The 20,398-nt window shown below is 66.6% G+C and carries 16 protein-coding genes; all 16 read left to right on the top strand.

Annotated elements, in window-relative coordinates:
* The first annotated feature begins 1 nt into the window (after position 1).
* The 16 genes from ACUDTM_RS02195 (at position 2) to ACUDTM_RS02120 (ending at position 20,389) form a co-directional block, all read left to right on the top strand.
* Positions 2-784, top strand: coding sequence for a ParA family protein (locus tag ACUDTM_RS02195; protein ID WP_069138615.1), 783 nt, complete (start codon positions 2-4; stop codon positions 782-784).
* Entirely contained in the window at positions 781-2,040 is a 1,260-nt protein-coding gene (locus ACUDTM_RS02190) for a chemotaxis protein CheW (protein WP_072166949.1), read from the top strand. Before ACUDTM_RS02195 ends, ACUDTM_RS02190 begins: the two co-directional genes overlap by 4 nt.
* Before the next feature lie 289 nt (positions 2,041-2,329).
* Positions 2,330-2,638 (top strand): STAS domain-containing protein, encoded by a 309-nt coding sequence (locus tag ACUDTM_RS02185; RefSeq protein WP_061478730.1) that lies wholly within the window; start codon positions 2,330-2,332, stop codon positions 2,636-2,638.
* Positions 2,635-3,000, top strand: a complete 366-nt coding sequence (locus tag ACUDTM_RS02180; RefSeq protein ID WP_005409521.1) for a response regulator — start codon at positions 2,635-2,637, stop codon at positions 2,998-3,000. Before ACUDTM_RS02185 ends, ACUDTM_RS02180 begins: the two co-directional genes overlap by 4 nt.
* 45 nt (positions 3,001-3,045) lie before the next feature.
* On the top strand, positions 3,046-5,034 hold the full coding sequence (locus tag ACUDTM_RS02175; protein WP_334271982.1) for a chemotaxis protein CheA: 1,989 nt from the start codon (positions 3,046-3,048) through the stop codon (positions 5,032-5,034).
* A gap of 372 nt (positions 5,035-5,406) precedes the next feature.
* Complete coding sequence (locus ACUDTM_RS02170; RefSeq protein WP_227838166.1) at positions 5,407-7,656, top strand: methyl-accepting chemotaxis protein; 2,250 nt, start codon at positions 5,407-5,409, stop codon at positions 7,654-7,656.
* A gap of 159 nt (positions 7,657-7,815) precedes the next feature.
* A complete protein-coding gene (locus ACUDTM_RS02165; RefSeq protein ID WP_005416413.1) occupies positions 7,816-8,589 on the top strand; it encodes a flagellar brake protein in 774 nt (257 codons plus the stop codon).
* 205 nt (positions 8,590-8,794) lie between these two features.
* Positions 8,795-9,286, top strand: coding sequence for a chemotaxis protein CheW (locus ACUDTM_RS02160; RefSeq protein WP_072166946.1), 492 nt, complete (start codon positions 8,795-8,797; stop codon positions 9,284-9,286).
* 135 nt (positions 9,287-9,421) lie between these two features.
* The gene (locus tag ACUDTM_RS02155) at positions 9,422-9,805 is read left to right on the top strand and encodes a hypothetical protein (RefSeq protein WP_061480764.1); all 384 of its coding nucleotides are present in this window, start codon (positions 9,422-9,424) and stop codon (positions 9,803-9,805) included.
* Positions 9,806-9,906: 101 nt separating this feature from the next.
* Positions 9,907-12,285, top strand: a complete 2,379-nt coding sequence (locus ACUDTM_RS02150; RefSeq protein WP_065178536.1) for a methyl-accepting chemotaxis protein — start codon at positions 9,907-9,909, stop codon at positions 12,283-12,285.
* Between the two features lie 739 nt (positions 12,286-13,024).
* Positions 13,025-15,295, top strand: a complete 2,271-nt coding sequence (locus ACUDTM_RS02145; protein WP_445391101.1) for a methyl-accepting chemotaxis protein — start codon at positions 13,025-13,027, stop codon at positions 15,293-15,295.
* 37 nt (positions 15,296-15,332) lie between these two features.
* Positions 15,333-16,202, top strand: a complete 870-nt coding sequence (locus ACUDTM_RS02140) for a CheR family methyltransferase (RefSeq protein ID WP_049416359.1) — start codon at positions 15,333-15,335, stop codon at positions 16,200-16,202.
* Positions 16,199-16,795: a chemoreceptor glutamine deamidase CheD gene (cheD, locus tag ACUDTM_RS02135; RefSeq protein ID WP_014037083.1), complete on the top strand. Its 597-nt coding sequence runs from the start codon at positions 16,199-16,201 to the stop codon at positions 16,793-16,795. Before ACUDTM_RS02140 ends, cheD begins: the two co-directional genes overlap by 4 nt.
* The gene (locus tag ACUDTM_RS02130; protein ID WP_072168978.1) at positions 16,792-17,865 is read left to right on the top strand and encodes a protein-glutamate methylesterase/protein-glutamine glutaminase; all 1,074 of its coding nucleotides are present in this window, start codon (positions 16,792-16,794) and stop codon (positions 17,863-17,865) included. The genes cheD and ACUDTM_RS02130 overlap by 4 nt, the downstream gene beginning before the upstream one ends.
* Positions 17,866-18,278: 413 nt before the next feature.
* Positions 18,279-18,917 carry a hypothetical protein gene (locus ACUDTM_RS02125; protein ID WP_088497667.1) on the top strand — a complete coding sequence of 213 codons (639 nt, stop codon included), beginning with the start codon at positions 18,279-18,281 and terminating at the stop codon, positions 18,915-18,917.
* A gap of 206 nt (positions 18,918-19,123) precedes the next feature.
* Entirely contained in the window at positions 19,124-20,389 is a 1,266-nt protein-coding gene (locus ACUDTM_RS02120; RefSeq protein ID WP_445391100.1) for an XVIPCD domain-containing protein, read from the top strand.
* Positions 20,390-20,398 lie beyond the last annotated feature (9 nt).

The raw sequence follows: 20,398 nt of genomic DNA, 5'->3' as shown, positions 1-20,398 counted from the left end.
GATGCGCATCTGGGCAGTCGCCAACCAGAAGGGCGGAGTCGGCAAGACCACCACCACCCTCGCCCTCGGCCGCGGCCTGGCCGCACTCGGCCATCGCGTGCTGCTGATCGACCTCGATCCGCATGCCTCGCTCAGCCGCGCCTTCGGCGTGCCGGTGGACCCGCCGCCGGCCGGCGTGCTGGAGCTGTTCGGCACACCGCCAGCGGACCTGTCCGGCCTCTGCCATGCCAGCAACATCCATGGCCTGGACTACGTCTGCGCACAGTCGGCGCTGGCCACGCTGGAACGCCGCAGCGCCAACCAGCCCGGCCTCGGCCTGGCCCTGCAGAACGCGCTGGCGCGCCACCAGGGCCAGCACGACTACATCCTGCTGGACTGCGCACCCACCCTCGGCCTGCTGATGATCAACGCACTGGCTGCCGCCGATCGCCTGATCATCCCGACCCAGGCCGAGCCCCTGGCACTGCACGGCCTGGATGGCATGGTCCGCACCGGCGAGATGGTCGAGCGTTCGCGCCGCCGCCCGCTGCCGATCTCGATCCTGCCGACCCTGTTCGACCGCCGCACCCGCGCCGGCAACGAATCGCTGCGCACCATGCAGGATCGCCACGGCAACCGCGTGTGGGAAGACGCCATTCCGATCGATACCCGCATCAGCAACGCCGCCGGGCTGACCCTGCCGAGCGCTGGCGAGGACTACCCGGGCCGTGGCCTGGCCGCCTACCGGCGCGCCTTGAACTGGATCCTCGGCGAGGATGCCCGCGCCCTGGAGCAGGCCGCATGAACAGTACCGGCATCCTCGACGACTACCTGGACGAACTGCTGGGGGAGGCGATGGTCGCGCCGCCGCCTGCCGTTCTGCCGCCCGCAGGCGCCGGGCCAGGCCCGGCGATCGAAGCAGTCGCCGAACGCGAACCGACCTGGGACGACCTGCCGGCCGACGTGATCTACGAAACCGAAACCATCGCCGCCACGCCCAGCGGGGACAGCGCTGCGCTGGAAGCCGCCTTCGAGAGCGCCGCACCACCCACGCGCGAACCCACCTGGGATGACCTGCCCGCCGAGGTGATCTACGAAACAGAATCCGTCGCCGCCGCACCAAGCCCGGACGACGCGGTGCTGGAAGCGGCCTTCGAGAGCGCTGCCGCCTCCGCTAGCGCTGGGCCGGGTCCGGCGGGAGAAGCGGTTTCCGGACGCGAGCCGACCTGGGATGACCTGCCTGAGGAGGTCATCCACGAAACCGCGCCGGCACCCGCCGTCGTTGCAAACGCCGGTCCGGAACCTACCTGGGACGACCTGCCGGACGAGGTGATCTACGAAACCGATCCGGCGGACAGCCATCGCCTCGCCCACACCGACAGCCCCGGCCTGCAGGCCGCGTTCGAGGCGGCCGCGGGTGGCGAAGACGTAGCCACGCCACCGCCCGCCGTGGTCGCAGCACCGGTCGCCCCCACGGTTGCACCTGCAGCTCCGGCCCCGGCGGCGCGCACCGCCACTCCGCCGCCGCGCGTCGCCGTCGATGCCCCGGCAGGCAACCGTCCCGGCACCTGGCAGGAGCTGCAGGCGCAGGCCCACCAACCGGCCCGCAGCCCGCACCCGCAGAACCGACGCGCCGGCGAACGCACTTCGCGCTGGCTGCGCCTTCGCTGCGGCACCCAGGCCTATGCGCTGGAACTGCTGAAGGTGCAGGAAGTGGTGCTGCCGGTGCCCCTGCTGCCGCTGCGTGGCACTGCAGCGGCCATGCTCGGCATCATGAACCTGCGCGGCCAGGTGGTCCCGGTGATGGACCTGGGCCTGCACTTGGGCGCGGCCGCCGCCGAGGACGACGCGCAGACCCGCATCGTGGTCCTGGAGGAGGACGGCGAGACCATCGGCCTGCGCGTGTCAGCGGTCGAAGATGTCGCCAACCTCACCGATTCGCAGATCGAACCGCCCGATACCGCGCGCATCTGCCAGATCTCAAACGACCTGTTCCGCGGCGTGGCCCGGGTCAGCCAGCGGCCGATGATCCTGCTCGACGCCACCCGGCTGTTGAGCTGAGCCGCCAAGAAAAAGGGGACGGAGGGGATTAAGTCGCAAGTGGCTCGGTGCTTTGCACCGAAGCGGTGCCTGTCGGGGACGCAAGGAGTTGATCCGTTGGATCAACACCTTACGTCCCCACTGCGCGGTCACCGTTGCCGAGGGGACTGCAGTAGAGCCAGCTCGCTTGCGACTTGATCCCCTCCGTCCCCTTTTGGACAGCGACCGCATCGACGTACCGCGTCGATTCTTCTAAAGAACCCCACCGGGGTGCCGTTATGGATCACGGAACCGTTTGTCCGGAGCAACGATGAGCACTGTCGAACTGGGTGGGGATCTCGGCATCGAGAGCACTACCGAGCTCAAGAACCGCCTCGCCCCCCTCGTGGAGCAGGCTGGCGAGCTGACCCTGGATGCCAGCCAGGTCGCCCGCATCCACACGGCCGCCGTGCAGGTGCTGTGTGCGTTCGTGCAGGCCCGCCGCGAGGCAGGCCTGGGCACCGGCTTCCACGGTTGCACTGCAACCTTCAGTGACGCCGCGCGCCTGCTGGGCGTCACCCAGGCCCTGGGCCTGGACGTAACCCATGACAACCTGAAATCTGTGGAGAACGCTGCATGAGCGCACGTATCTTGGTGGTGGACGATTCGGCGTCGATGCGCCAGATGGTGTCCTTCGCCCTCACCTCGGCCGGTTTTGCCGTCGAAGAAGCTGAAGACGGCGCGGTCGCGCTCGGTCGCGCCAAGGGCCAGCGCTTCAATGCGGTGGTGACCGACGTCAACATGCCGAACATGGACGGCATCGCGCTGATCCGCGAACTGCGCCAGCTGCCGGACTACAAGTTCACCCCGCTGCTGATGCTGACCACCGAATCGGCCGCCGACAAGAAGTCCGAAGGCAAGGCCGCCGGTGCCACCGGCTGGCTGGTCAAGCCGTTCAATCCCGAACAGCTGGTCGCCACCGTGCAGAAAGTGCTGGGCTGATCGCCCGGCACCGCTCCCCCTCCTCGCTTCCGGATCACCACTGCCATGAGCATGGACCTGCAACGCTTCCACGCCACCTTCTTCGAGGAGAGCCGCGAAGGCCTCGATGCGATGGAGGCTGGCCTGCTGGCCCTGGAATCGGGGCAGCAGGACGCGGAGATCATCAATTCGGTGTTCCGCGCCGCCCACTCGATCAAGGGCGGCGCCGGCACCTTCGGCTTCGACGCGATCGCCGGCCTGACCCACGTGCTGGAAACGCTGCTCGATGAGCTGCGCGCCGGCAAGCGGGTCCTGGAAGGCCACGCCGTCGACGCCATGCTGTCCTCGGTGGACGTGCTGCGCGCCCTGCTGCGCGAAGCCGAACACGGCCAAGCCGCAGATCCCGCCGCAGTCGCTGCGGTGAAAGCGCGCCTGGAAGCGGTTCTTTCCGGCCAGGCCGCAGCGAGCGCCCCGGCGGCCGCGGCAGCCAAGGTGGACGATACGCCGGAAGCCTGGCAGATCGGCTTCACCCCGGCGCCGTCGCTGTTCATGAGCGGCAACGATCCATTGCGCATCATCCGCGAACTGGAACACCTCGGTTCGCTGCAGGTCGCTGCGCGCATGGAACGCCTGCCGGGCTTCGCCCAGCTTGATCCGCTCGAAGCCCATCTTGCGTGGGATCTGGGCCTGGTCGGCAAGGTGCCGCGCAGCAAGATCGAAGATACCTTCGCCTGGGTGCTGGACGATTGCGAGCTGGACATCCGTCCCGCCGCGCCGCCGAGCCTGGCCACGCAGGCGCCGGCCGCCGCGGCTCCCGCTCCGGTCGCAGCGGCAGCGTCTGCACCTGCCGCGCCTGCCGCCAGCGGTGGTGCCAGCCAGGAAGCGGAAACCTCGATCCGCGTCAGCGTCGACAAGGTCGATGCGCTGATCAACCTGGTCGGCGAGCTGGTCATCACCCAGGCCATGCTCAAGCAGGTCTCGCATGCGCTGGACCCGGTCCACGCCGAGAGCCTGTTCGCCGGGCTGGACCAGCTTGAACGCAACACCCGCGACCTGCAGGAAGCGGTGATCGGCGTGCGCATGCTGCCGGTTGATGCGGTGTTCCGCCGCTTCCCGCGCCTGGTCCGCGACCTGTCCAGCCGCCTCGGCAAGCAGGTGCGCCTGCGCACCGTCGGCGAAGGCACCGAACTGGACAAGGGCCTGATCGAAAAGATCGCCGATCCGCTGGTGCACCTGGTGCGCAACTCGATCGACCACGGCCTGGAAATGCCCGACGTACGTCGCGGTGCAGGCAAGGATGAGACCGGCACGATCACGCTGGCGGCCTCGCATCAAGGCGGCCATATCGTCATCGAAGTCAGCGACGATGGCCGTGGCCTGGACCGCGCCAAGATCCTCGCCAAGGCCCACGAACGCGGCCTGGCCGTGCCGGACAACCCGACCGATTCGCAGGTCTGGGACCTGATCTTCCAGCCTGGCTTCTCCACCGCCGATGCGGTCACCGACCTGTCCGGGCGCGGCGTCGGCATGGACGTGGTCCGCCGCAACATCCAGGCACTAGGCGGCGAGGTGCAGATCGAAAGCAGCCTCGGTACCGGCACCCGCACGCTGATCCGCCTGCCGCTGACCCTGGCCATCCTCGATGGCATGACGGTGGCCGTGGCCGGCGAAACCCTGATCCTGCCGCTTGCCTACGTGCTTGAGGCATTGCAGCCGCAGCCCGAGGATATCCGCAGCATGGCCGGCGAAGGCCGCGTGCTGCGCGTGCGAGGCGAGTACCTGCCGATCCTGTCGTTGAGCGAGTACTACGGCTACGGCAACCGCGCACCGGGCAGCGAATCGCTGGTGGTGGTGGTGGAAGGCGATGGCCAGAAAATCGCGCTGGAAGTGGACGAACTGGTCGGCCAGCAGCAGGTGGTGGTGAAGAACATCGAGAACAACTACCGCCGTATCGGCGGGGTGTCCGGTGCCACCATCCTTGGCGACGGCCGCGTCGCGTTGATCGTTGACATCGGCGGACTGGTGCGCTCACTGCGGATGCCGCAGGCCGCCTGATCCACGCCGCATGCGGGTCATGGACCGCCGCCCTTCGGGACGGCGGTTTTTGTTTGTGTGCTCCATTCCAGCCGGGGTCAGATCCCTTTTCAGGGAAAAGGGATCTGACCCCATCCCTTCTGTGAACTCCGTCGAGGCGATGGTTTCGCGCGCAACCACGTCATCCGAGCGCAAGCCCCGCCAGACCAGCACTTTCGTGCCGTCATCCCTACGCAACCGAATGTGATCTGCGTCCATAAAGTCCGCGCGGACGGCGCCGTTATTTCGCTTTGACGGTCGTCACCGAACCCCACCGGGCACCCCCGTTCGCTCTGCAACCACCCCCAAACCGGCGCACAGACGCCGGCACTCTGCCCACCTGGAGCACCCTGCATGAAGTGGTTCCAAGATCTGCCCATCGCCCGCAAGCTGGCCGTGGGGTTCACCCTCACCACCTTGATGACCCTGATCCTCGGCGCCTTCGCACTGGTGCGCCTGAGCGAGGCCAACGCGCAGTTGCGCGACATGGCTGGCAACGATATCCCCTCGGTCCAGCACCTGGGCGAGGCCCGCTCGCAGCTCGGCGAGTTCCGCACCTACGAACTGGCCCAGCTGAGCATGCTCGACCAGCCGGAAAAGGTGGCCGACTACAACAAGCGCATGAACGACACCGCCAAGGCCGTGCATGACGAACTGGCGGCGTACGCGGCGCTGCCGGCGCTGGACAAGGAGCGTGAACTGTATCGCGCAGCCAGCGCACAGCTCGACCGCTACTTCGCCGCCAACAAGGCGATGCGCGACGCCGTGACCGCCGGTGACGGCGTCCTGGCGCGGCAGATCTCCGACGAACAGTCACGCCCGGCGCGTCGCGACCTGTTCGCTGCGATGAAGGCACTGGGCACCCACATCGCCGGCCAGATGGACCGCAAGATCGCCGACGCCAACGCCACCCACCGCACCAGCATGATTGCCATCATCGGCTGCATCGTGCTGCTGTCGCTGGTCGCTGCCGCGCTGGCCATCGTCATCTCGCGTGCAGTGACCGGCCCACTCGGCAAGGCCGTGCATGCCATCCAGGCCGTTGCCCGCGGTGATCTCAGCGTCAGCACCCAGGCCACCAGCAACGATGAAGCCGGCAGGATGCTCGCTGCCACCGCCGAGATGACGGCGATGCTGCGACGCTTCAGCGAGCAGACACAGCTGATGGCACAGATGCACGCTGGCCCGGACATCAGCCATCGCATCCCGGAAGATTTCCCGGGTGTCTACGGCCAGCTGGCCAACGGCATCAACACGGTGATCTTCGAGCACCTCGATGCGATCGTCGATGCCATTGAAGTACTCAACCAGTACGCCATCGGCAATCTGAGCCCGGATGCACGCCGCCTGCCCGGCAGCCGCGCGATCCTGCACGAATCCATGGACGCGGCCAAGGCCAGCCTGCTGGCCATCAATTCGCAGATCCAGCACCTGGCTGCGGCGGCCGCCGCCGGTGACTTCAGCCAGCGCGGCGACGCACAGCGGTTCCAGCACGACTTCAAGCTGATGATCGAGCACCTCAACACCATGATGCAGGTGGCTGACGGCAACCTCGGCCAGCTCTCGCAGCTGCTGCAGTCGATCGCCACCGGCGACCTGACCGCGCGCATGGAAGGCCAGTTCAATGGCGTGTTCGCCCGCATGCGTGATGATGCCAACACCACGGTCGCGCAGCTGACCCAGATCGTCGGCCAGATCCAGGCCAGCGCCTCCAGCATCACCCTGGCCGCCGGCGAGATCGCCTCGGGCAACAGCGACCTGTCGCGCCGGACCGAGCAGCAGGCCGCCAACCTGGAAGAAACCGCAGCCTCGATGGAGGAACTGACCTCCACCGTGCGCCAGAACGCCGAACACGCCCGCCAGGCCAACCAGCTCGCCATCGGCGCGCACGGTGTCGCCTCGCAGGGCGGTGAAGTGGTCGGCCAGGTGGTCACCACCATGTCCGCCATCGAAGCCTCGTCGAAGAAGATCGCCGAGATCATCTCGGTCATCGACGGCATCGCCTTCCAGACCAACATCCTGGCGCTGAACGCCGCCGTGGAAGCCGCGCGTGCCGGTGAACAGGGTCGCGGATTCGCCGTGGTCGCCAGCGAAGTGCGCACCCTCGCCCAGCGCTCGGCCGCTGCCGCCAAGGAGATCAAGGGCCTGATCGACGACTCGGTCGGCAAGGTTGCCGAGGGCTCCAGCCTGGTCCACCAGGCCGGCAGCACCATGGGCGAGATCGTCGCCTCGGTGCAGCGCGTGACCGACATCATGGCCGAGATCTCCGCTGCCTCGCAGGAACAGAGCGCGGGCATCGAGCAGGTCAACCAGACCGTGGTGCAGATGGACGAGACCACCCAGCAGAACGCCGCGCTGGTGGAGGAAGCCACTGCTGCCGCGCGTGCGATGGAGGACCAGGCCGTGCAGCTGGGTGAAGCCGTGGCCCGCTTCCGGCTGGCATCGCACGGCACGACGGCCATTCCGGCACGCCCGCTGGCGGCGCCGGTACCGCGCCAGGTCGCAGCCGCCGCGCCTTCGGCAAAGCCGGCTTCCGCGCGCCCCCTGCGCAGCTCGACGGCGCAGCCGGTACTGGCCGCCGACGGCGACTGGCAGGAGTTCTGACAGAACCACGGGGTCAGATCCCTTTCCCGCAGAAAGGGATCTGACCCCTTACGCGTGGAAAGTGATGCAAATCCCACTTCATAATCCGGTGCAGAGGCCGATATCCCCATCGAGCCTCGCGCCAATGCGTGCTGGCGCCCGCCCCTGACCGTAGATTCCATGTCCGACGGCAACGACACTGCAGTGCATGATGTCCACGCGGCCGACGCCGCTGACGAGCGCTTCCTGGTCCGCAATCCGCGTCAGCTGCGCCAGCTGCTGCGCTCGCTGATCGACCAGCGATCATTGATCAACGCGCACATCGACGGCCGCGACCGTTCGTTCCCCACTGCGCTGCTCGACCTCGACGAAGACGAGGACTACCTGCTGCTCGATGGCAGCCCGCAGGAAGCTTCCAACCGCGCCGCCGAGCAGGCCGATCACCTGCTGTGCTTCGCCCAGCTCGAACGGGTGCTGGTGCGCTTCCGCCTGCACGAACTGCAGCGCGTGGACAACGACGGCCACGTGGCCTTCCGCGCCCCGCTTCCGGAAGAACTGGTGCACCTGCAGCGCCGCGAGCTGTATCGGCTGGAGACGCCAGTCACTGATTCACCGCAGCTGCTGCTGCCACCCGGCGAAGCGCGGGCCGAAGCGCTGTCGATGCGGGTGGTGGACATCAGCGGTGGCGGTCTGGCCGTGGTGGTGCCCAATGACTGCGCGGTATTTGGTCTGCAGAAGCGTTATCCGGCGCAGCTGTCGCTGCCGGACGGCCCCGACCTGGACATCGCGCTGGTGGTCTGCAACCTGTTGCCCCAGCGCCAGCCCAACGGCATCGAGGTCAAGCGCGTGGGCATGCGCTTCGACAGCCTGCCGCGCGGCGCCGACAGCGCCATCCAGCGCTACATCTTCCGCATCGACCGCCAACGCAAGGCACGCCGCAACGGCGAGCTCTAAGGCCCGGCCAACAGGTAGTGCCGGCCGCTGGCCGGCAACGTCGCGACAATGCGGGTACGGCCATTGCCGGCCAGCGGCAGGCACTACCGATCTCCGGTGGATCCACGCCATGCGTGGATGCCTTTCCCCGGGCACCTAAAGTCCCCCCCAGCGGGGCCGATATCGAGCCTGACACCGGGACTTCCGGCAGAACCAGGACCCCTCGATGAACGACAAGACCAGCTCCGCCGCCAGCACCGGTGGCGAATTCCTCAGCTTCACGCTTGGTGACGAGCACTACGGCGTGGACATCCTCAAGGTGCAGGAAATCCGTGGCTATGATGCGGTTACCCGCGTGCCGGATGCCCCGGACTACATCAAGGGCGTGATCAACCTGCGCGGCACCATCGTCCCGGTGATCGACCTGCGCCTGAAGCTGCGCCTGGACAACGCCCGCTACGACGCCTTCACCGTGATGATCGTGCTGAACGTCGACGACCGCGTGGTCGGCATCGTCGTCGACAGCGTCTCCGACGTGATCCCGCTGTCGGCCGAGCAGATCCGACCGACCCCGGAATTCGGTGCCGCCGTCGATACCCGCTTCATCTCCGGCATCGGTACCCATGACGATCGCATGCTGATCCTGCTGGACATCGAGACCCTGCTCGACAGCGCCGACATGGGCCAGGCCAGCCCCGCCGAAGACGTCGCCGCCTGAGCAACCGGAACTGCTTCACGTTCCAGTCACAAAACCCTTCAGTTCCCTTCGGCGATGCCGATAGGGGGACAGAAGCCGGTCGCGCAGGAGCGCGCAGGACCGGCCCGATCGTTACCATCCCCGGAGATACCCTCGATGAAGTCCCTGTTTGCGTTCGTCTCGGCTGCTGTCCTGGCCACCACCGCCACCTCCGCTTTCGCCCAGTCGGCCGACATGATCCCGCCGGAAATGGCGCCGCGTTCGGTCGGCAAGGACGGCATGGTCTGTGGCAAGGTTGAAAAGGCCCGCTACGCAGAAGGTTCCGAAGGCCAGCCGACCTTCCTGTACATGGGCGGTGCCTTCCCGCGCCACACCTTCTCGGCCCGCATCGCCGGCGAGAACCGCGGCAAGTTCTCCTTCCCGCTGGAAACCCTGGAAGGCAAGACCGTCTGCGTGATCGGCAAGATCCAGCGCGACGCCTCGCGCGCGGAAATCGAAGTCAGCTCGCCGGCTGGGCTGAAGCTGGCCAACATCAAGTAATCCGCTGTCCGTCGAACTACGCCGGACCTGGTGCCGGCGTGGTTTCTGCTGCAACCGGGCCCGATGCCCGGGCGCGTCTGCCTTAGGAGCTCGCAACGCCCATGCCGTGGATCAACAACCTGAAACTGATGCCGAAGCTGCTGCTGACCTTCGGCGTCCTCCTGCTGGTGATGCTGCTGCAGGGCATCGTCGCCTATCGCGGCCTGCATTCGCTGAACAACGTCACCACCGAGCTGGCCGGTTCACGCATGGAAAGCATCCGCCTCGCCGGCGAGATGCGCGGCATGCTGGGCGAGTACCGCAATGCCGCCTACCAGCAGTTGATCCGCGCCAGCGACGACGTCAAGGCCGATGCGCGCAAGCAGGCCGTCGACCTGCGCACCAGCATGGACAAGTCGATCAAGGACTATCCGAAGCTGGTCGATAACGCACAACAGAAGAAGTTGTTCGACACCTTCGCCAAGGAATGGAAGGATGCCCTGGCGTCCTATGACAGCGTCACCGAGATGCTGGAACTGGACCTGCCGGACGACGCCATCGATACCTTCGTCGGCGAAACCCGTACCAAGCACCGCAAGGCTGCATCGGCGCTGGAAGCGCTGATCGCCGAAGACAACCGCCTCGCCCGCGCCTCGCGCGAAGAGGCCGCTTCCACCTATTCCGCCTCGGCCGTGCTGACCGTGATCGCCCTGCTGGGCGGCGCCGCGCTCGGCCTGGTGCTGGTGTGGCTGTTCGCACGCGCACTGGTCGGCAGCGTGCGTGGCGCCGTCTCGGTCGCCAACGACGTCGCCGGTGGCAAGCTCGATGGCCATATCGACGTCAGTCGCCAGGACGAAGTGGGCGAACTGATGCAGGCCATGCAGCGCATGCAGCGCGACCTGCGCGAGCGCATCGAAACCGACCAGGCCGTCGCCCGCGAGAACCTGCGCATCCGCACCGCGCTGGACTACAGCTCGACCGGCGTGTACCTGACCGACACCAGCAACACCATCGTCTACAGCAACCGCGCCCTGCAGCAGACCCTGAGCCAGTACCAGGACGAAGTGCGCCGCGACCTGCCGGACTTCGACGCCCAGGCCTCGCTGATCGGCAAGCCGGTCACCGTGCTCGAGCACCGTGGCGAGATGGACCAGACCCTGCTGGGCAACCTGAAGGCGCACGGTGTCGCGCGTCGCCCGATGCAGTACGGCGATGCCCAGTTCGCCCAGGTGGTGTCGACCATCCGCAATGAAGGCGGCGACACCGTCGGCTACGTGGTGGAATGGCGCGACCGTACCCAGGAAGCGCAGGTTGAAGCGGAAGTGGCCCGCGTGATCGCCCAGGCCGCCGCCGGCGACCTGTCCGGCCGCATTGACGCCACCGACAAGGAAGGCTTCTTCCTGCAGCTGGCGCAGCAGATCAACGGCCTGCTGGACGCCAACGCCGGCAGCATCGAGCAGATCTCCGGCCTGCTTGCGGCACTGTCGCAGGGCGACCTGACCGTGCGCATGCACGGCGACTACCAGGGCGTGTTCGCCCGCATGCGTGACGATGCCAACGCCACCGCCGCGCAGCTGAGCGAGATCGTCACCCGCATCAAGCAATCCAGCCGCGCGATCAGTTCGGCCGCCGGCGAGATCGCCTCCGGCAACAGCGACCTGTCGCGCCGGACCGAGCAGCAGGCCGCAAACCTGGAAGAAACCGCGGCCTCGATGGAGGAACTGACCTCCACCGTGCGCCAGAACGCCGAACACGCCCGCCAGGCCAACCAGCTCGCCATCGGCGCGCACGGTGTCGCCTCGCAGGGTGGCGAGGTCGTCGGCCAGGTGGTCACCACCATGTCCGCCATCGAAGCCTCGTCGAAGAAGATCGCCGAAATCATCAGCGTAATCGACGGCATCGCGTTCCAGACCAACATCCTGGCACTGAACGCCGCCGTGGAAGCCGCGCGTGCCGGTGAACAGGGCCGCGGCTTCGCCGTGGTTGCCAGCGAAGTGCGCACCCTCGCCCAGCGCTCGGCCGCCGCCGCCAAGGAGATCAAGGGCCTGATCGACGACTCGGTCGGCAAGGTCAACGATGGCTCGGCGCTGGTGCACAAGGCCGGCGCCACCATGGGCGAGATTGTCGCCTCGGTGCAGCGCGTGACCGACATCATGGCCGAAATCTCCGCGGCCTCGCAGGAACAGTCCGCCGGCATCGAGCAGGTCAACCAGACCGTGGTGCAGATGGACGAGACCACCCAGCAGAACGCTGCGCTGGTGGAGGAAGCCACTGCTGCCGCGCGTGCGATGGAAGAACAGGCCGGCCATCTCAGCGAAGCGGTGTCGATCTTCGTGGTCGACGAGGCCGAGGTCGTCGCCGCCCCGCGCGTCGCCGCAGCCCCGGCCCCGCGAGCCACCGCGCCGGCCGCCCCGGCACCGGTCGCACCGCCGGCCCGCCGCACCGCTGGCGGTCGCCCGATGGCCACCGAACTGGCCGACGGAGACTGGCAGGAATTCTGATGCCGGCCTGACCTGATCCACGAACACGCCCTGGCCCCGTGCTGGGGCGTTTTTGTTTACGGGGTATCTGGATATCCAGCCAACGGCGAAGCCCCTCGGGGTGGTCACGGAAAGCTGCGGATTTCCTTCGCTCGGGCCGGGAGGGTGGGTCGCGCAGGGGACGCCGTGAACCCGTCCATGGGGGCTTGGCCGCGGCATCCATGCCGCGGACACCCCTGCGCAACCCACCCTCCCGGCCACGGACAGTTTCCGTGCGCGTCCACCCCGGATTGAAGAAAGAAGAGCAAAAAACAAAAGCCAGGTCACTTCCGGGGTCAGATCCGTTTTCCGCAGGAAAACGGATCTGACCCCTCTTTCCACCTGGAACCCCAACGCTCTTTCCGTCCGACACCGAAATGCCGAGAGGGCTGGGCCGGGGTGGGTAGGCAGGACCGTTGGCGCCATGGATGGCGCCATCGAGCCCCCATGGACGGGTTTACGGCGTGTCCTGGCTGCCCACCCCGGCCCAGCCACCTACTGACAATCCAGCGCCGACCAACTGCTGTTGCTGTTGCTGTTGCTGTTGCTTCAAAACCAGCCTGCCGCAGGCAGCGCCGCAGCCGCCGCTGCACGGAAACCTGAATACGTTCGGACACCGCACCTCAATCCCCCGCCCTGACGGCCGATAACGGGGTTGTCACCGCTTGTCCCGCCGTGACCGGCACGGCGCCGCCCGCCCGCTTCGACCTGGTCCTGCTCGATGAATCTCCTGCATCGCTGGCAACACTACTTCAGCAATCTTTCCGTCCGGCGCAAGCTCAACCTGCTGACGCTGCTCATCGCGCTCGGCGTGATCGCGCTCTCGGTGATCGCCGCCCGCATGCAGTACCTGGATCTCACCGAGACCCGCAAGGCCGCACTGAAGACCCAGGTCGAACTGAGCTACGGCATCCTCCAGCACTACCACCGTCTGGCCAGTACCGGCGAACTCAGCGAAGAGGCTGCCAAGCGCGCCGCGCTGCAGGCACTGGAGGTGATGCGTGCAGAGAACGATACCTACTATTTCAACGTCTACGACACCGGCTACCGGCTGCTGATGCACCCGTTCCGCAAGGACCTGGTCGGCAAAGACATGAAGGACTTCCGCACCGACGATGGTGTGCGCATCTACTACGACCAGGTCGAAGCGGCCAAGGCCGGTGGCGGCTTCGTCAACTACCGCTGGGCCAAGCCGGGCAGCAAGGGCGACGTGGAGAAGGTCGCGTACGCCGGACTGTTCGCGCCGTGGAACTGGGTGGTCAGCAGTGGCGTCTACATGGACGACGTGCAGAAGCAGGCGCTGGTGTTCACCGCCATCATGGCAGTCTCCGGCGGCGTCCTGGTGCTGATCGTACTGGCCCTGAGCTGGGTCATCGGCAACCGCATCGCGGTACCGCTGAAGCAGGCCACAGCCGTCGCCGAAGGCATCGCCGCCGGCAAGCTCGACAGCCACATCGGACCGCAGCCGCACGATGAAACCGGTCGCCTGCTGGACGCCATGGCCGGCATGCAGCAGCAGTTGCATGCGGTCATCACCGGCCAGCGCGAAATGGCCCGCCGCCACGACGGTGGCGAACTCAGCTACCGCATCGACGCCAGCGCCTTCCCCGGCGAATACGGGCTGATGGTGCAGGAAACCAACGCCCTGGTGGGTAGCCACGTGCAGACCCTGCACGATGTGCTGGACGTGGTGCAGCAGTACGCGGTCGGTGACCTGAGCCGCGACATCGCCCGCTACCCGGGCGAGAAGGCGGCGATGACCACCACCGTCGACACCGTCAAGGCCAACCTCGGCCGCATCAACGCCGAGATCAAGCAGTTGGCCAGCGCCGCCGCTGCCGGCGACTTCAGCCGCCGTGGCGATGCGCAGCGCTTCGACCACGATTTCCGCCTGATGCTGGAAAACCTCAACGCGATGATGGCGGTCAGCGATGACAACCTCGGCAAGCTGTCGCAGCTGCTGTCGGCCATCGCCGAGGGCGACCTGACCGCGCGCATGCACGGCGATTACCAAGGCGTGTTCGCCCGCATGCGCGACGATGCCAACGCCACGGTCGCGCAGCTGACCCAGATCGTCGGCCAGATCCAGGCCAGCGCCTCCAGCATCACCCTGGCCGCCGGCGAGATCGCCTCGGGCAACAGCGACCTGTCGCGCCGTACCGAGCAGCAGGCCGCCAACCTGGAGGAAACCGCCGCCTCGATGGAGGAACTGACCTCCACCGTGCGCCAGAACGCCGAGCACGCCCGCCAGGCCAACCAGCTCGCTATCGGCGCCCATGGCGTCGCCTCGCAGGGTGGCGAGGTCGTCGGCCAGGTGGTCACCACCATGTCCGCCATCGAAGCCTCGTCGAAGAAGATCGCCGAGATCATCAGCGTCATCGACGGCATTGCGTTCCAGACCAACATCCTGGCGCTGAATGCCGCCGTGGAAGCCGCGCGTGCCGGTGAACAGGGCCGCGGCTTCGCCGTGGTCGCCAGCGAAGTGCGCACCCTCGCCCAGCGCTCAGCCGCTGCCGCCAAGGAGATCAAGGGCCTGATCGACGACTCGGTCGGCAAGGTCAACGATGGCTCGGCGCTGGTGCACAAGGCCGGCGCCACCATGGGCGAGATCGTCGCCTCGGTGCAGCGCGTGACCGACATCATGGCCGAAATCTCCGCGGCCTCGCAGGAACAGAGCGCGGGCATCGAGCAGGTCAACCAGACCGTGGTGCAGATGGACGAAACCACCCAGCAGAACGCCGCACTGGTGGAGGAAGCCACCGCTGCCGCACGTGCGATGGAAGACCAGGCCGCACAGCTTGCAGATGCCGTGGCGATCTTCCGGCTCGACAACCAGGTCTCGGCCGCAGTGAAGGCTGTCGCCGAGCGCGTGGAACCGGCGCGCATCACCACCGTGGCACGTCCGCAGCCGACCAGCACCCCCGCGCCGGTACGTCGCAGCAGCAACGCCAGCACCTTCGCCGCCAGCGACAGCGACTGGCAGGAATTCTGAGACCCACCCGTGGCGGCTTCGGCCGCCGCCCCCGCCGATGGACACGTCCCCCGTGCAAAGTCCTACTCCCATCGTTACCGGCCCACGCGAATTCGAGTTCGCCGACCGTGATTTCCGCCGCGTCTGCGACCTGATCTACCAGCGCGTGGGCATTGCGCTTGCGCCGGCAAAGCGCGACATGGTCTACGGCCGCCTGTCGCGCCGCCTGCGCACGCTGGGCATGCGCAGCTTCCAGCAGTACCTGGACCATCTGGAACAGGAAGATGGTGACGAGTGGCAGGCGTTCACCAACGCCTTGACCACCAATCTGACCTCGTTCTTCCGCGAACCGCACCACTTCGACAAGCTGCGCGAAGAACTGCAGCAGCGCTCCAGCCGCACGCCGTTGCTGCTGTGGTCGTGCGCAGCGTCCACCGGCGAAGAGCCCTACTCGATGGCGATCACCGCGTGCGAGGCCTTTGGCACCCTGAAGCCGCCGGTGCGCATCATCGCCACCGACGTCGACACCCAGGTGCTGGCCACCGCCGGCCGCGGCGTCTACAACATCGATCGCGTCGCCAGCCTCGATCCGGACCTGCGCCGCCGCTACTTCCAGCGTGGCAGCGGCCCCAACGAGGGCCAGTGCCGCGTACTGCCTGCGCTGCGCGAGCTGATCGAATTCCGCCCGTTGAACCTGCTCGCCCCGCGCTACGACGTCGGTGGCCCGTTCGACGCACTGTTCTGCCGCAACGTGATGATCTACTTCGACAAGCCGACCCAGCGCGCGATCCTCGGCCGTCTGGTGCAGCACCTGGCCGATGACGGCCTGCTCTACACCGGCCATTCGGAGAACTATCTGCACGCCGCCGACCTGATCCAGCCCTGCGGCCGCACCCTGTACCGCCGTGCGGCGAAGGCCGGCGCATGAATGCTTCGCTGCGTACCGACGATGTGATGCGCTACCAGGATGCGCGCTTCCAGACCATCGCCGCCAAGCTGCTGCCCACCCAGTACCTGGTGGTCGATGACACCACCGCGCTGACCACCACGCTGGGCTCGTGCGTAGCCGCCTGCCTGCGCGACCCGGTGCTGAAGATCGGCGGCATGAACCACTTCCTGCTGCCCGAGGGCAACGCCGGTGACGGCGCGCCCGCGCGCTACGGCAGCTACGCGATGGAACTGCTGATCAACGACATGCTCAAGCGTGGTGCCCACCGCAAGCGCATCGAGGCCAAGGTGTTCGGTGGCGCCAACGTGCTGAAGGGCTTCACCAGCAACCCGGTTGGCACCCGCAACGCCGAGTTCGTCCGCCAGTACCTTCAGGCCGAGCACATTCCGATCATTGCCGAGGACCTGTGCGGCATCCATCCGCGCAAGATCTGGTTCTTCGCCGATACCGGCCGCGTGGTGGTGCAGCGCCTGCCGCATGCGCATGAGGCCGAGGTGGCCGCCACCGAATCGGCGGTGCGTGCGCGCCTGTCCAAGGCGCCGGTCACCGGTGGCGTGGAGCTGTTCGAATGACCTTCACCGGCAACGCCCCCTGCCGGGTCCTGATCGTCGACGACTCCGCCGTCGTGCGGCAGATGCTCACGGAAATCCTGTCCAGCGACCCGGCCATCGACGTGGTCGGCACCGCGGCTGACCCGCTGCTGGCGCGCGAAAAGATCAAGCGCCTGCTCCCGGACGTGATCACCCTGGACGTGGAAATGCCGCGCATGGACGGGCTGGCGTTCCTGGAAAACCTGATGCGCCTGCATCCGCTGCCGGTGGTGATGATTTCCTCGCTGACCGAGCGAGGCGCCGACACCACCCTGCAGGCACTGGCGCTGGGCGCCGTGGATTTCGTCTCCAAGCCCAAGCTGGACGTGGCCCGTGGCCTGCAGGGCTATGCCGAGGAGATCATCGCCAAGGTCAAGATGGCGGCGCGCTCGCGCGTGCGCCCGCTGGTGCGTGCCAGCGCCCCCAAGCTCACGCTGGACGCAACGCCGGCGATGCGTGCTGCCTCGCCGCAGTTCCGCACCACCGACCGCCTGATCGCGATCGGCTCGTCGGCCGGTGGCACCGAAGCGCTGCGCGTGGTGCTGGAAGGCATGCCTGCCGATGCACCCGCCGTGGTGATGACCCAACACCTGCCGGCCAGCTTCAGCAGCGCCTTCGCCGAGCGACTGGACCGCCATTCGGCGATGGCCGTGCGCGAGGCCAGCGACGGCGAAGCAGTACTGCCCGGCCACGCCTACCTGCCGCCCGGCGGCAAGCACCTGCGCATCATCCGCGACGGTGCGCGCTGGCGCTGCCGCATCGACGACGGCCCGGCGGTGAACCGGCACAAGCCCGCGGTGGACGTGCTGTTCCGCTCGGTCGCGCAGAGCGCCGGTGGCAATGCCATCGGTGCCATCCTCACCGGCATGGGTGACGACGGCGCGCGCGGCCTGCTGGAGATGCGCCAGGCCGGCGCGCCCACACTGGTGCAGGACGAGGCCACCAGCGTGGTCTGGGGCATGCCCGGCGCCGCGTTCAAGCTGGGCGCTGCCGAGGAACAGGTGCCGCTGGAGCGGGTCGCCGAGCGGTTGCTCGCCCTCGCCCGCGGCTGACAGGCCCCTGTAGAGCCGAGCCCACGCTCGGCTCCGCTCCCTGCTGGACACCTCCAAGAGACGTCAGGCTCAATTGCCGATCCGCCGCCAGCACTTTCGACCATTGATGTTTCAACGGCGCTGATCGAGATCTGATCCTGCCGCAAGCCATGCGCGGCAAACGGGAGGCCCGCAGGACACCGACTGGAGCGCGGCTGGAGCGGGTCGTATAGTCAGGTATCGCACAGCAATGGAACGCCGATGAACGTTACCCCGCAAGGCCGCGCTGCTCGGGTACACAGGGTGGGAAGTCCGGGTAACGGACAATACCCACTGCGCAACCTGTCGCATTTGCCCGGATGTGGCGCCGTCGTTCGTGATGAGACCGCATGTTCCAAGGATCAAGGACAATCCTGCAGCGACGTGGACCGCTCATGCTGAAATCCGTCCCCAGCCTTGCTCATGTTGCGTTGATCGCCTTGATCACACTGGTTGTTGCAGGCTGCAACAAGGAACGCTCGTTCCCGGTCTATCGCGAGAATCCTGCGCCCAGGGATGCGCTGCCGATTGTGATTCGGGTCCACGATGCACCCGTGGATGTCCCCGTTCCTTCGGTCTTCGTCACGTATGAGATAGACCCACTCTGTCTGCCTCCGGTCAACAATTGGGAGGGGGTGCAGTACGAGCCGAACCAGCACAAGGTTGAGGTTCAGGCACAGCGCCTCAGTGCAACTGAATTCAGCAGTGCTGTTTTCAACGACGGTATGGAAGTTGCCGACTATTACGGTCGTGGCCCGTGCACTTGGACACCCGTGCTTGTGGAAGCTTCATTCCCCTTCATCATCGATGATCGCCCAATCCGAGCGTCCGTCGCAGCACTATTCACGGAAATTGAGGGCGGGAGAACCTTCACTGCTTACGTAAAGCGCGCATTGCCGCCCTTGACCACAGGACAGTCGACAGAGCGGACGCCAACCGAGCCTTCAAGTTGGTACGAAAAGATGCCCCCAGAGAAGCGCGAGGAATACTTTCCAATCGAAGTCTCCACACGGATTGAAGGAGCATCGCAATAAATCCTAAAGAAAGCGCGGCGTTTTCGGACGATGTCTATAAGGACCCGCTTCCGCCCGTCAGTTCCGACATCACCGTCGGCGGAACAAAGTATGAGGTCCTCGCTTGTCGTGACTCTGGGAGCGGATATCAGGGTATTGTCTACCTCAACATCAATACAAAGGAAGTCATCGTCGCCCATCGCGGTACCGAGTTTGATCGTCAGCCCATGCTTGATGGCGGCATCGACGCCGCGATGGTCACCGCCAGATTCAACGCGCAACTGACTGACGCGCTGGCGCTGACAAAGCAAGCCCTCAGGCTGGCCGAAGAAAGGGGAGCCGGGCCAGTACACGTCACCGGCCACTCCTTGGGCGGCGCGCTCGCGCAGATCACTGCACACCACTACAACCTCCCCGGCGACGCGTTCAATCCCTACGGTGCCGCCGGGCTGGCATATCGCCTTCCTGAAGGCCAGCCAGCCAACGCGGCCCCCTTCACCAACCATGTGATGGCAGGCGACCTGGTCAGTGCCGGCGGTCCCCATTACGGCAAGGTCGAGATGTATGCGCTGCCCAGGGAACTGGAGATCCTGCGCAACGCCGAGCACGGCCAGCGCATCGCCTCGATCGGAACACCCGGGATGAAGAGCGGCCATGTCATGTCCGCCGCGGTGGCGGTCCAGTTGGGCGACTCCCATCGAGTGGTTCATTTCCTTGATCGCATGACCGACAAGGGTCCGGTGCAATCTGTACTGGACAACCCACAGGCGCGGGTCACGGATCCTGAGGACCTGCGCCGGATTGCCGACTACCGCAGTGATGTTCATCAACTGCGTGCGGGTGCGACCGTGCTTGTCGGCGGCGGGCCCGGTCTGCTGCGCGACGGTATCAATTTCCTGCGCGGTGTCGAGGAAGCCGGTGCATACGCCCGCCGCGAGGCTGAAGCGGAGCAGCGGGCCCAGAATGCGCTCAAGCCGGGGGAGCAACTGATCCAGGATGCAACCGGCAAGGGCTCGCCCTCTCTCAGCAATCCCGCTTTCTCTCCCAAGAACCCTTTACAGGAGAGCATTGAATCAACCTTGGACAAGGCAGGCCAGGATCCCAGGAAGGAAGGCCATCCAGACCATGCGCTCTACCGGCAGATTCGCGAGGGCGTATCCACCGTGGATGCCAGGCACGGGCGCAGCTTCGATGAAACCAGTGAGCGCGTGACGGCCGGCCTGCTTGCGGCGGCCAAGGGCAGCGGCCTGGAACACGTCGATCATGTTGTACTGGGCAATTCACCCAGCGATGGCTCAGTCTCTCGCATGTTCGTTGTGCAGGGAGCGCTCGACAATCCAGCACACCTGCGGGCGTCGGTTCCAATCAGTGAGGCCGTCAATACGCCCGTAGAACAGTCGCTCGCCAAGGCCGAGCAGATTTCGCAGGCACAGCAGGTCGCCCAGCAGGACCTCGCCCACGAGCAGGTCCTCACCGCGAGGCGGATGGGCTAGGCCACCTGG

This window comes from Stenotrophomonas maltophilia group sp. vghtpe118, assembly GCF_052605195.1.
Note: the sequence above shows the minus strand (reverse complement) of the source record. Positions and strands in the feature narration are given on the sequence as shown.